16 protein-coding genes and 1 riboswitch are annotated in these 12,057 nt (G+C 65.9%); of the genes, 6 read left to right on the top strand and 10 right to left on the bottom strand.

Features of this window, described 5'->3' with window-relative positions:
* Window positions 1-49 precede the first annotated feature (49 nt).
* Together OK015_RS05025 and OK015_RS29210 are read left to right on the top strand one after the other, a co-directional pair.
* The gene (locus tag OK015_RS05025) at window positions 50-1,546 is read left to right on the top strand and encodes a peptidase (RefSeq protein WP_268129719.1); all 1,497 of its coding nucleotides are present in this window, start codon (window positions 50-52) and stop codon (window positions 1,544-1,546) included.
* Window positions 1,547-1,585: 39 nt separating this feature from the next.
* Window positions 1,586-2,056 carry a DUF4190 domain-containing protein gene (locus tag OK015_RS29210; protein ID WP_268129721.1) on the top strand — a complete coding sequence of 157 codons (471 nt, stop codon included), beginning with the start codon at window positions 1,586-1,588 and terminating at the stop codon, window positions 2,054-2,056.
* Here the strand turns inward: OK015_RS29210 and OK015_RS05035 are convergent.
* From OK015_RS05035 to thiC, 5 genes are all read right to left on the bottom strand, one after another.
* Window positions 2,053-2,943: an LLM class F420-dependent oxidoreductase gene (locus OK015_RS05035; RefSeq protein ID WP_268129723.1), complete on the bottom strand. Its 891-nt coding sequence runs from the start codon at window positions 2,941-2,943 to the stop codon at window positions 2,053-2,055. The genes OK015_RS29210 and OK015_RS05035 overlap by 4 nt on opposite strands.
* A gap of 16 nt (window positions 2,944-2,959) precedes the next feature.
* Window positions 2,960-3,397, bottom strand: coding sequence for a MarR family winged helix-turn-helix transcriptional regulator (locus tag OK015_RS05040; protein WP_268129725.1), 438 nt, complete (start codon window positions 3,395-3,397; stop codon window positions 2,960-2,962).
* Between the two features lie 86 nt (window positions 3,398-3,483).
* Window positions 3,484-4,116, bottom strand: a complete 633-nt coding sequence (locus OK015_RS05045) for an alpha/beta hydrolase family protein (RefSeq protein WP_268132455.1) — start codon at window positions 4,114-4,116, stop codon at window positions 3,484-3,486.
* Window positions 4,116-4,943, bottom strand: a complete 828-nt coding sequence (gene thiD / locus OK015_RS05050; protein ID WP_268129727.1) for a bifunctional hydroxymethylpyrimidine kinase/phosphomethylpyrimidine kinase — start codon at window positions 4,941-4,943, stop codon at window positions 4,116-4,118. Before thiD ends, OK015_RS05045 begins: the two co-directional genes overlap by 1 nt.
* Window positions 4,940-6,592, bottom strand: coding sequence for a phosphomethylpyrimidine synthase ThiC (thiC, locus tag OK015_RS05055; RefSeq protein ID WP_268129728.1), 1,653 nt, complete (start codon window positions 6,590-6,592; stop codon window positions 4,940-4,942). Before thiC ends, thiD begins: the two co-directional genes overlap by 4 nt.
* Window positions 6,583-6,693: riboswitch (TPP riboswitch) on the bottom strand. It overlaps the preceding gene by 10 nt.
* A 112-nt stretch (window positions 6,694-6,805) precedes the next feature.
* Between thiC and OK015_RS05060 the strand changes: the two genes are divergently transcribed.
* Window positions 6,806-7,561 (top strand): PAS and ANTAR domain-containing protein, encoded by a 756-nt coding sequence (locus OK015_RS05060; protein ID WP_268129730.1) that lies wholly within the window; start codon window positions 6,806-6,808, stop codon window positions 7,559-7,561.
* Here OK015_RS05060 and OK015_RS05065 read toward each other — a convergent pair.
* Window positions 7,558-7,833: a hypothetical protein gene (locus OK015_RS05065; protein ID WP_268129731.1), complete on the bottom strand. Its 276-nt coding sequence runs from the start codon at window positions 7,831-7,833 to the stop codon at window positions 7,558-7,560. The genes OK015_RS05060 and OK015_RS05065 overlap by 4 nt on opposite strands.
* A gap of 63 nt (window positions 7,834-7,896) precedes the next feature.
* On the opposite strand from OK015_RS05065, the gene OK015_RS05070 reads away from it, so the two are divergent.
* Window positions 7,897-8,151, top strand: a complete 255-nt coding sequence (locus tag OK015_RS05070; protein WP_268129733.1) for an Rv1535 domain-containing protein — start codon at window positions 7,897-7,899, stop codon at window positions 8,149-8,151.
* 12 nt (window positions 8,152-8,163) lie between these two features.
* On the opposite strand, the gene OK015_RS05075 is transcribed toward OK015_RS05070, so the two are convergent.
* The 4 genes from OK015_RS05075 to OK015_RS05090 all read right to left on the bottom strand — a co-directional run bounded on the left by OK015_RS05075 (window position 8,164) and on the right by OK015_RS05090 (window position 11,052).
* Window positions 8,164-8,601 (bottom strand): hypothetical protein, encoded by a 438-nt coding sequence (locus tag OK015_RS05075; protein ID WP_268129735.1) that lies wholly within the window; start codon window positions 8,599-8,601, stop codon window positions 8,164-8,166.
* Between the two features lie 167 nt (window positions 8,602-8,768).
* On the bottom strand, window positions 8,769-9,668 hold the full coding sequence (locus tag OK015_RS05080) for an exodeoxyribonuclease III (RefSeq protein WP_268129737.1): 900 nt from the start codon (window positions 9,666-9,668) through the stop codon (window positions 8,769-8,771).
* Window positions 9,669-9,670: 2 nt separating this feature from the next.
* Entirely contained in the window at window positions 9,671-10,459 is a 789-nt protein-coding gene (locus OK015_RS05085; RefSeq protein WP_268129739.1) for a GNAT family N-acetyltransferase, cg3035/Rv0428c family, read from the bottom strand.
* Window positions 10,459-11,052 (bottom strand): peptide deformylase, encoded by a 594-nt coding sequence (locus OK015_RS05090; RefSeq protein ID WP_268129740.1) that lies wholly within the window; start codon window positions 11,050-11,052, stop codon window positions 10,459-10,461. The genes OK015_RS05085 and OK015_RS05090 overlap by 1 nt, the downstream gene beginning before the upstream one ends.
* A 175-nt stretch (window positions 11,053-11,227) precedes the next feature.
* Between OK015_RS05090 and OK015_RS05095 the strand changes: the two genes are divergently transcribed.
* A complete protein-coding gene (locus OK015_RS05095; RefSeq protein WP_007768412.1) occupies window positions 11,228-11,536 on the top strand; it encodes a DUF3263 domain-containing protein in 309 nt (102 codons plus the stop codon).
* Window positions 11,537-11,555: 19 nt separating this feature from the next.
* Window positions 11,556-12,038 (top strand): LytR C-terminal domain-containing protein, encoded by a 483-nt coding sequence (locus OK015_RS05100; RefSeq protein ID WP_268129751.1) that lies wholly within the window; start codon window positions 11,556-11,558, stop codon window positions 12,036-12,038.
* The last annotated feature ends 19 nt before the right edge of the window (window positions 12,039-12,057 follow it).

Below are 12,057 nucleotides of genomic sequence, written 5' to 3' on the forward strand. Positions count from 1 at the left end.
ATGAGACCCTTTGATGCTGCCGTGCAGTCGGGTCGGGATGAGGTTGGTCATGAAGAACCACGGGCAAGATCGACGTCGGCGCCATGGCGGTCGCACGCGTGCCGTGCTCGGTTCGCTGGGGGCGGCAATTGCCTGTGCAACCACGGTGCTTGTGGTAGCGGGGTGTACCACCGTCCTCGAGGGGCGACCCCTGTCGATGCTCAACGACCCCTTTCGGGTGGGCGATCTTGCGGCTACCAACGGCCCCAGCGGGCCCCGCGCGAACGGACCCGCGACGAACGGCACGGTGGTCAACACCGACAATGGGGCGATCGACAAGTTGTCGTTGCTGTCGGTTAACGATATCGAGGACTACTGGAAATCGACGTACAGCCAGTCGCTGAAGGGAACGTTCCTTCCCGTCGCCAAACTGGTCTCCTACGACTCCAACGATCCGAGCAGTCCCATCGTTTGCCACAACGAGACGTACAAGCTCGTCAACGCCTTTTTCACGTCGCGCTGCAACTTGATCGCCTGGGATCGCGGGGTGTTCATGCCCGTCGCGCAACGCTACTTCGGCGACATGTCGGTCACCGGCGTGCTGGCGCACGAGTTCGGACACGCCCTGCAGCAGATGGCGAAGCTGGTGACGAGAAGGGACCCCACGATCGTCCGTGAGCAGCAGGCCGACTGCTTTGCGGGCGTGTATCTGTATTGGGTCGCCGCCGGCAAGTCCCCGCGCTTCACGCTGAGCACCGCCGACGGGCTCGACCATGTGCTGGCCGGGATCATCACCACCCGTGACCCGGTGATGGATGCCGAGACCGAGAACGACGACGAGCACGGCTCGGCGCTGGACCGGGTCAGCGCCTTCCAGATGGGCTTCATCAGTGGCGCTTCGGCCTGCGCCGGGATCAATACGCAGGAAATCGCGCAGCGCCGCGGCGACCTGCCCAAGGGTTTGCAGACCGATCCGAACGGCGACCCGGAGACCGGTGAGGTGCCGCTCAACGAAGACACCTTGTCGACCCTGATGGAGCTGTTGGGAAAGGTGTTCTCACCGACGAATCCGCCGACGCTGTCGTTCCAGACGGACGGTTGCCCGGATGCCAAACCCAGTCCACCCGCGTCCTACTGCCCGGCCACCAACACCATCCTGGTCGACCTGTCCGGTCTGGCGGCGATGGCGAAGGTGTCTGACGAGAAGGAACACACCCTGCCGCAGGGTGACGACACCGCCCTTTCGGTCGTCATGTCGAGATACGCGCTCGCGGTACAGCACGAACGCGGTCTGCCGATGCAGAGCCCGTGGACCGCGCTGCGCACCGCGTGCCTGACCGGTGTGGTGCACCGCAAGATGGCCGAACCGATCGACACCCCCTCGCACAAGGAGTTGTTGCTGACCGCCGGTGACCTCGACGAGGCCGTCGCCGGGTTGCTCACCAACCATATGGTCGCCAGCGACGCGGATGGGACCAGTGTGCCGGCCGGCTTCACGCGCATCGCGGCGTTCCGTGGCGGCGTGGCCGGCAACATGGATGCGTGCTACTCGCGCTATCCGGGCTGAGCCCTTAGAGTAAGGCCCACTCGACCTCAGGAGGCGTCCGTGACGGAAGAACCGCCCAGCTATCCGCCGCCACCGGGCGAGTCCGGGTATCCCCCGCCGGGGCAGGGCTATTCGCCCCCGCCGGGGCCCGGCTACTCACCCCCGCCGGGGCAGGGCTATTCGCCCCCGCCGGGACCCGGCTACCCGCAAGCCGTCGGGACCAACGGCATGGCGATCGCCTCGTTGGTCTGTTCGTTGTTGGGATGGCTCTGCGGTATCGGGCCGGTCTTGGGCATCATCTTCGGCATCCTCGCCCTGGGCAAGATCAAACAAACCGGTGAAGGCGGCCGCGGGTTGGCAATCGCCGGAATAGCGATCGGTGCGGTGCTGATCGTGTTCGGCATCATCGGCGGGATCCTCTCGGTGATCAGCGGCAGTTTTGAAGAACACCACCACTATTCGGGCGCTCCCGCTGTGGTCCTCACCGTGGACGCTGTTGCACTACCGGTGAGCCTCGACGATGCTGCCTAACTGCTTGGCGCGCAGCCGATCTCGGTGATTCGAGGAATCAGTTCGTCACCGAGACGACGGATGAAGCCGACCGGATCGGGGTTGCCCGGTACCGGCCCAGCGTTGATCATGTCGACGCCTAGCTTGGCGTAGCTTTCCGCGGTTTTCAGGTATTCATCGACGTTCTCGAACGGGTCGACCACCAAAAGGCCTACCGTCTTGCGGATTTCAGCGGGGTCGCGGCCGACCTTGTCGCAGTGGCGATTCAGCACATCGATCTTATGTTGGAGTTCGTCGACGTCGGACGACATGCTGTTCCACACGTCGGCATACTGCGCGACCAGCCGCAGCGTCTTCTTCTCGCCGTCGCCGCCGATCAGAATTGGCGGGCGCCGAATCGGTTGCGGTTCACAGATCGTCTCGGCCAGCTGGTAGTGCTTGCCTTCGTACGGCCCGTTGTCGTCGCTCCACATCTGCCGGCAGATTTGCAGCGTCTCTTCCAGCATCTCGAAGCGCTGGCTCAGCGGCGGATACGGAATGCCCAGGGCCGCATGCTCGCGGTCGTACCACGCCGCGCCCAGGCCCAGCATCGAGCGGCCCTGCGACAGCACGTCGAGCGTGGTGACCGTTTTGGCCAGCACTCCCGGATAGCGGTAGGTGACCCCCGTGACCAACAGGGTCAGGTCGATCGTAGTCGTTTGCCCGGCAAGGAAACCCAGCGATGTATAGCCCTCGAGGAACGGATCTTCGGCGGGCCGTCCGATGGTCTCCATCTGAAGGAAATGGTCGGCCAAGGTAAACATCGTCACGCCTGCTTGTTCGGCGGTTTTGGCCGCGTCCGCCAATGTCGGACCCAGCTGAGCCGGGTCGCCGGGCAGAAAGTCGATAAAGTGCACACCTAATTCCATTGCAACCAACGTCCTTTCATGATTCGGTCAATCGTTCGAGCAATGACAGCGCGTCGAGGATGGTGCGACGTTCGGCTTCGGAATAGCGCTCCTGCAAGATGCGTGCCAGCCACTCCTCCCGCACTTGGCGGTCGCTTTCGGCGCGCTGACGGCCCGCCTCGGTCAACGAGACCACCTGGCGCCGACCATCTTCGGGGTCGGGCGCGCGCTCGATGAGTCCGCGTTGACCCAAGGCGGCCAGGATGGTGGCCATCGACTGGGGACGTACCCGCTCGGCGCCGGCCAACGCGCTCGCCGACGATGCCCCGTCTTTCCAGAGCCGGGTGAGCACCGCTGTCTGTGACGGGGTGAGATCGCTACGGACCTCGACGTCCCTCAACCGACGCCGTAGGCGGCTGAAGACCACTCGAATATCCCGAGCGGCGGTTGCAGCGGACTCGCCGATGCCATCCATCCCACCACCCTAAACTAGACAGTTAAAGCTGTCCAGTTTGGACTGACTAAATGCTGCTTCCCGCCACAGCGACGGGGTCTTCCGCCTCAGCGCAACAGGCGCAGCGCCGCGTCCACCGCGAGCGCGGGTACGTCGAGGGTCTTCGAACGCAAGTCGTGTCGGGCACCGGTGATTTCGACAACTTCGGTCGGTGCGGCGATCAGCGCGGCGGCATCGCGCACCTCGGCCGGGGTGCCGAACGGGTCCGACGTTCCGTGCGTGAAGACGGTAGGCACCCGGATATCGGGCAGGTGTTCGGTGCGGGCGCGTTCCGGTTTTCCCGGCGGATGGACCGGATAGGAAAACAGCGTCAAGACGTCCACCTGCGCGGGGCTCGCCTCGGCGACCACCATCGACGTCTGCCGACCCCCGTAGGAATGCCCGCCCGCGATCAGCGGCCCGTTGTTGAGGCTGCGGCACAGGGTGATTGCCTCGTCAATGCCGGCGCGGTCGGTCGCCGCGGAGCCGGACGGCGGTCCCTTGGGCCGGCGCCGGCGGTACGGCAGGTTGTACCGTATCGCCAGCCAGCCGCGCCGCGCCCATTCGTCGCAAACTCGTTGCAGCAGCTCGGATTCACGGTCACCTCCGGCGCCGTGGGTAAGCACCACTATCCCTTTCGGACCACCCTTTGGGCCCACGTCAGGTTGGTGTGCGATGCCCGCGATCCGGTCGAGATCCATCATGACAGGCGAAACAGTGGGGACACGGGGCCGTGGCCGTGGCCGAGCGGGTAGGCGGCGCGCAAGCATTCGGTGACCCATCGCTTCCCGAACTCGACGGCCTCGGGCACGGTGAACCCGTGGGCCAGCGCGCAGGCGATCGCGGCCGCCAGCGTGTCACCGCCACCGTGGTCGTTGCCGGTCGCGATCCGCTGTGCATCGAATTCGTGGAAATCCGCCCCGTCATACAGCAGGTCGCAGCTGCGCTGTGACGACCACAGGTGACCACCCTTCACCAAAACCCACTGTGGGCCCAGCGCATGGAGTGCCTTGGCCGCCGCACGCTGCGACTTCGCGTCCACCACATCGATGCCGACCAGCAGGCGGACCTCGTCGAGATTCGGCGTCACCAGCGTCGCCAACGGAAACAGTTGATTGCGAAGCGAATCCAGGGCAGCCGGCGCCATCAGCGCATCACCGTGCATGGACGCCGCGACCGGATCGACGACGAGCGGGATCGCCAAACCGAGCCGGCGCCAGGTGGTGGCCACGGTGTCGATGATGCGCGGCGACGCCAACATCCCGGTCTTGGCGGCCTGAATGCCGATGTCGGTGACCACGGCTTCGATCTGGCCGGCGACCACCTCGTCTGGGACTTCGTGAAAGCTCTTGACCCCCAAGGTGTTCTGCACGGTGACCGCAGTAACCGCAATGCACGCGTGCACACCCAGCATCGCGATGGTGCGCATATCGGCTTCGATGCCCGCGCCGCCCCCGGAGTCCGATCCGGCGATGGACAACACCCGCGGCGGCGTTGTACCGGGCGGTGCGAGCGGCAGGAAATTCACTGCGTGATCGGCAGATACACCCGATTACCGTGGTCGGCGAACTCGGCCGACTTCTCCGCCATTCCGGTGGCGAACATGGCCTCGATGTCCTCTTCGGTCTCCAGGCCGTGTTTGGCGGCATAGTCGCGGACATCCTGCGTGATGCGCATCGAGCAGAACTTCGGCCCGCACATCGAACAGAAATGTGCGGTCTTGGCGGGCTCGGCCGGCAGCGTTTCGTCGTGGTACTCCCGCGCGGTGTCGGGATCCAGCGACAGCGCGAACTGGTCGTTCCACCGGAACTCGAATCGTGCCGTGCTCAAGGCGTTGTCGCGCTCCTGGGCGTGCGGGTGTCCCTTCGCCAGATCACCGGCGTGCGCGGCAATCTTGTAGGCGATCACCCCGTCCTTGACGTCCTTGCGGTCCGGTAGGCCCAGGTGCTCCTTGGGCGTCACGTAACACAGCATCGCGGTACCGGCCTGGGCGATGATGGCCGCGCCGATCGCCGAGGTGATGTGGTCGTATGCCGGCGCGATGTCGGTGGCCAGCGGGCCCAGTGTGTAGAACGGGGCCTCCTCGCACCATTCCTCTTCGAGTCGCACGTTCTCGACGATCTTGTGCATCGGGACGTGTCCCGGGCCCTCGATCATCACCTGCACGCCATGGGATTTCGCGATCTTGGTCAGCTCACCCAGGGTGCGTAGCTCGGCGAACTGTGCCGCGTCGTTGGCGTCGGCGATCGAGCCCGGCCGGAGTCCGTCGCCAAGGGAGAAGGTGACGTCGTAGCGGGCGAAGATTTCGCAGAGCTCGTGGAAGTTGGTGTACAGGAACGACTCCTGGTGATGTGCCAGGCACCACGCCGCCATGATCGAGCCGCCGCGGCTGACGATGCCGGTGACCCGCTTGGCGGTCAGCGGCACGTAGCGCAGCAGCACGCCGGCGTGCACCGTCATGTAGTCCACACCCTGCTCGCACTGCTCGATCACGGTGTCGCGGTACAGCTCCCAGGTCAGCTCGGTCGGGTCGCCCTTGGTCTTCTCCAGCGCCTGGTAGATCGGCACCGTGCCGACCGGGACCGGCGAGTTACGCAGGATCCACTCGCGGGTCTCGTGGATGTTCTTGCCGGTGGACAGGTCCATGATGGTGTCCGCACCCCACCGGGTGGCCCACACCATCTTGTCGACCTCCTCGGCGATCGACGACGTCACCGCCGAGTTGCCGATGTTCGCATTGACCTTTGTCGCGAAGGCCTTGCCGATGATCATCGGCTCGATCTCCGGGTGGTTGTGATTGGCCGGGATGACCGCACGTCCGCGGGCGACCTCGTCTCGCACCAGTTCGGCGGACATGCCTTCGCGGACGGCGATGAACGCCATCTCCGCGGTGATCTCCCCGGCTCGGGCGCGCTGCAGCTGGGTGCCGCGGTCGCGGACCAGGCCGGGCCGGGCCGGCAGACCGGCGGCCAGGTCGATCGTCGCACCCGGATCCGTGTAGGGACCCGAGGTGTCGTACAGGTCGAAGTCGTCTCCGTTGGACAGGTGCACTCGTCGCAGCGGCACCCGGAGTGTGGTTCCATCCGGGCCCGCTATTTCGCGGTAAGCCTTGCTGCTACCCCAGATGGGTCCGGTGGTCACGGAGGGTGCAGTGGTTTCGGATAAGGTGTCGGTCATTTTCATCTCCCTACGCCGGCATTACCCGGTCAGGTTCGTACGGTCGACGGCCCCAAGCCGTCCTCTCAGCACACTCGGCGTGCGCTCCCGCGGTTGTTTACTTTTCGGTGGCCAAAAAACGCCTGCACGCGACGTTACCCCCACCTGGGTCATTCGCGCCGCACGGGCGCAGAAGCTGGCCGGAAAACCACTTCAATCAGTGGATTCTCTACCGTGAATCGCCTGGAGTGGAAAGATGAAGACGTGCAGCAGCCCAAGCAAACGGGCCCCGCGACCGTCACCCGGGCGCCGAAGCGGCCGACCAGCGCGACCGCGGACGGCGCGCTCGCGTATCTCACTGTCGGCACCTTCCGGTTCTGGTTCGACGGTGAGCGCTGGGAGTGGTCCGACGAGGTCGCGCGGATGCACGGCTACGAACCCGGGACGGTCGCTCCGACGACGAAATTGATGTTGTCCCACAAGCACCCCGATGATCGGGAACACGTCCGGGATCTGCTCCTGCACGCCTTGCATTCCGGGGAGGCTTTCTCGAGCCGGCACCGGTTTGTCGATACGTCCGGCGGCGTGCACGAGGCGATCGTCGTGGCCGATCGCATCCTGGACGACGGCTCGGGCGCGGTGCAGGGGACGGCAGGCTATTACATCGACCTCACCGGCACTTTCGACGAAGCCCGCAACGAGAGCCGCCAGGAGGTGCTCGACGAAGCGCTGCCGGATCTGTTCGAAAACCGCGCGGCCATCGAGCAGGCCAAGGGTGTGATGATGGCCGTCTACCGGATCAGCCCCGACCAGGCCTTCCGGGTGCTGCAATGGCGTTCGCAGGAGACCAACGTCAAGTTGCGCACGCTGGCCAAGCAACTGATCCACGAGGTCAGCGGCCTGCCGCCAATGTCGGCGGCCGTCCAGAGCCAGTTCGACCATCTGTTGCTGACGGTCCACGAGCACATTCCGGCGGAAAACGGCCGCTAGACCTCTTCCATCGCCTCGCCGATTTCTTCCAGCAGCCGGTTGTGGTGATTGCTGGCCAGCAGGTGTCCGGCCACGATGACCAGGGCGACCGGCCAGTCGATGAGCTCCAGGGCGGCCAGGGCGGCCAGACCGCCGTAGTACGCCAGCTGTTCGGGCCGCGGAATCTCGGTCTGCCCGACCAGCGGCAACTTCACGACGAAGGTTTCGCCTTCGCGAATTTTCTCCACCGCGTCGCGCTGTGAGGTTGTCCGGCGAGTTTTCTTTTCCGCCATCATTTGCCTTTCAGTAACGAGGGGTTTCCCAACTCGCCGGGTGACTTGGTCACCGTCGGACCTATGTCGACGACCGACTCCCTGGCCGATCCGATATTTTCGTCTGTCGCTTCGGTGCTGCGCGTGCCGTTGCTCGAACTCTATGCGCTTCTGTGGCGCGTCGGGATCGTGGAGATTGTCCAGCCCGATCGGACGCATCGCCGAGCCCCGCGGTTTTCATCTCGGGTCGCTCCGAGGGCCACGGGGACGCTCTGCCCGGACCCGTCAGCCCACGCTGCGGGGCGGCCACACAGTCAGTCGCGGCGCGCGTCGGCGTAGGTCGGCTCCCGGTCAGTTCGTGCTGCGCAACTCGGCGGCGCCGGCCCGGCGCCCCGCCGTCTTCTTGGCGGGCGACTTGGCCGCGGACTTGCGCGGTGCGGCTTTTTGCGGCGTCGACTCGCTGGGTACCGGCGTGAGGTTGGCCTTGGCCGGGACTCCCGGTTTCCGGTTGAGCCGGTGCAACACCAACGCGCCACCGCCGACGGCCAACAGCACCGGCCACTCGATCAGGCCGGCCACGCCCAGCGCGCTGATGGCCAGTGCGGCCGCGGGAGTCGAATGGCTGCCCGAGTTGATGCCACGCTTGATGCCCTCCGCGGCGCCGGTGACACCACCGACGATTCCATTGATTGCGGCGCCCCCGACGGCGCCCGCGGCGGCGGTGGTGGCATCTGCCGCGCGATTGACAGTTTTCCCCGCGTTACGGACTGCCCCTCCGACGACGCCCATGATGACTCCTGGTTCTTCGGTCGCTCTATTGCAACTGCGTAGCCACATGTATACCCGCCGAACGGGAAGTTAACAGCGGCCACGAAAATTGTTCACGTATCTAATACGCGAAATGTTGCCACGTCGCAAAGGCACAGACAACGCGAGACATCTGGAATGCCCGCGGTCTACTCAGGATTCAGGTCGATCAAAACCGGTGCATGATCACTGGGGGCCTTGCCTTTGCGCTCGTCCCGGACGATCTGCGCATCGGCCACCCGCCCGGCCAGCGCCGGCGAGGCGAGAATGAAGTCGATGCGCATGCCTTGCTTTTTCGGAAACCGGAGCTGGGTGTAATCCCAGTAGGTGTAGACGCCGGGACCCGGAGTGAAAGGCCTTACTACATCGGTGAATTGCGCGTCGACAATGGCTTTGAACGCTTGGCGTTCCGGCTCGGACACATGCGTGGCACCGGCAAAGAATTCGGTGCTCCACACGTCTTCGTCGGTCGGGGCGATATTCCAGTCGCCGACCATGGCGATCTGTGCCGCGGGATCGTCGTGTAGCCAGCCGGCCGCCGTATCGCGCAGGGCGGCAAGCCAATCCAGCTTGTAGGCGTAGTGCGGATCGGCCAGGGCGCGGCCGTTGGGCACGTACAGGCTCCAGACCCGGACGCCGCCGCAGGTGGCGCCCAGGGCGCGGGCTTCCGCGGTGGCCGCCACCTCCGGCTTACTGCTCCACGTGGGTTGGCCGTCGAATCCGATCTCCACCTCGTCCAGCCCCACGCGAGAGGCGATTGCCACGCCGTTCCATTGATTGAAGCCGACGTGCGCGACCTCGTAGCCGAGTTCCAGGAACGGCAGGGTGGGGAATTGGCTGTCGGAACACTTGGTCTCCTGCATGGCCAGCACGTCGACGTCGGCGCGGGCGAGCCAGTCGACGACTCGGTCCAGGCGAGTGCGAATCGAATTCACATTCCAGGTCGCCAGGCGTAGGCGCGGCGAACGCAAACGCGGCGAAGCCGGGTGGATGGGCGCACCTCCCGCTTGCGGGGGAGGGTCGCCGGCATCGACCGGGCCGTCGGGCATGGCTAGACGGTATCCCAGGCACGCGACCGGGCTCCGAAGTAGCGGCGGCGATGGTGCAGCCGGAAGCCCAGCCGCTCGGCGAGGTCGTCGGCGCCCTCGGCGACTTCCAGGTAGGCGCGGGTGGCGCCGCGACGCGCACCCCAGGAAAGCAGTTCCTCGCACTCCAGGCTGGCGGCACCGCCGGCCGCGCGGACCTCGGAGAGGCCCACCCAGCGGGTCCCGTCGGGCGCATCGGTCACCGCCGCGCGGGCGAATTCGCCGAGCCGGCGATCGCCCGGCCATTGCTCTGGCGTGACGCTCGGCAGATCGCGCACCGACACCCGCTCGGAATGCTCGGCCACCAGGTCGGGCGGCAACGCCAACAAACGATCCGGGATGGCCAGCCGCGGGCTCAGGCCGCGATTGTCGTACCAGGCGACGATCGCGGGGACCGAGCTGAGCCGGGCGGAGATATCCAGTGGCACTGCCGAATTAGCCGTGCGGCCGGTTTCGGGCCCGGCCCGCAGCAGCCAGCCGTCCAGCCAGGCGTGTTCGTCGCCGCCCCAGGCCGTCGCGGCGGCATGCTCGAGCGCCCGGATCGCCGAATTGCGCACCGGCGCGTCGGTCAGGACCCGCAGCGCCACCACATCGGCGGCGGCGAGTTCGACGACTGCGTCCGTCTTCGTCCGCACCCGCACCACCGGATCCACCGCCAGCAGGTGTCCCACCGCATCCGTCAGCGGCGGCACCGATCCTGGCCGACGCCGGTAGCGAACCGTTACTCGGGTTCCGAGGTCCGGCCACGAGACCATCAGTGACCGAACGGATCCGGTCCGTCGCCCGGTGTCCAGGACAGCCCGGGGACGCCCCAGCCGTGGGATTTGACGCTGCGTTTTGCGGCGCGGGCATGCCGGCCGATCAGGCGGTCCAGGTAGAGGAAGCCGTCGAGGTGCCCGGTCTCGTGTTGCAACATCCGGGCGAACAGTCCGGTGCCCTCGATGGTGATCGGCGTGCCGTCGGCGTCGAGGCCGGTGACCCGGGCCCATTTCGCGCGCCCGGTGGGAAATGATTCTCCGGGAACGGAGAGGCAACCCTCGTCGTCGTCGCCGGGATCGGGCATCGTCTCGGGTATCTCGGAGGTCTCCAGGATCGGATTGATGATCACCCCGCGGCGGCGCTCGGTCATTCCGCGATCGTCGGCGCAGTCGTAGACGAACAACCGCAGACCGTGTCCGATCTGGTTGGCGGCCAGCCCGACGCCGTGGGCGGCGTCCATGGTGTCGTACATGTCGGAGATCAATCCGGCGAGGTCTGCCGGTAGCGAACCGTCGGCACCGACGGGCACCGCTTCTGTCGGTGTGTGCAACACCGGATCGCCCACGATGCGAATGGGAACGACTGCCATGGTCGGCTAGCTTAAGGGGCGGCTTCGCAAGCAATGAAGGCAATCGGCCGACTCGCGGGTCTGGATTACGGCTTGAGGGTTCGCGGCGTGGTTCAATATTCGCCGAAACATGCCCCTATATAAGTCAAGTCATTCGAGTACGACGAGTTCGCCGGAAGGGTCCAGGGGAAGCTATATGGACAGCGCCATGGCGCGGGCAAATCGATCGGGGGACGATTCTGAGATCGCCGATGGGCTGACCCGCCGCGAGCACGACATCCTGGCCTTCGAACGTCAGTGGTGGAAATTCGCCGGTGTCAAGGAAGACGCGATCAAGGAGCTGTTCTCGATGTCGGCGACGCGGTACTACCAAGTGCTCAACGCACTAGTCGATCGGCCCGAGGCGCTGGCCGCCGATCCGATGCTGGTGAAGCGGTTGCGGCGATTGCGCGCCAGCCGTCAGAAGGCACGCGCCGCGCGGCGCCTCGGCTTCGAGGTGACCTGACTAGCTACAGTAGGGCTCGATGAAAGAGCGCGTTCCCGATTCGACGGGGCTCCCACTGCGGGCCATGGTGATGGTGCTGTTGTTCCTCGGCGTCATCTTCCTGCTGCTCGGATGGCAGGCGCTGAGCTCCTCCGGGAAGTCCGACGACGACTCGGCTTCGGCCGCCTCGAGCGCGACCAGCTCCAGCAGCCCTGCCGCATCGACCTCGACCAGCCCGAAGCCCGCGGCGACCGATGCCGATGTCCACGTCTTCAACATCTCCGGCAAGGAAGGCATCGCCGGGCACGCCGCTGACCAACTCAAGGCCGGCGGCTTCAAGGTCGTCGACGTCGGGAATCTGACGGTACCCGAAGTGACGGTGACGACGGTGTACTTCACCGACGCCGACGGTGAGCACGCCACCGCCGACGCGGTGGGCAAAAACCTGGGCGCGCCCGTCGAACCGCGCCTCCCCGCACTCAGCGGCCAGCCGCCCGGCGTCATCGTCTTGGTCACGGGCTGACTCCGGGTCCTGAGCCGGG

This window comes from Mycobacterium sp. Aquia_216 (assembly GCF_026723865.1).
Classification (GTDB): domain Bacteria; phylum Actinomycetota; class Actinomycetes; order Mycobacteriales; family Mycobacteriaceae; genus Mycobacterium.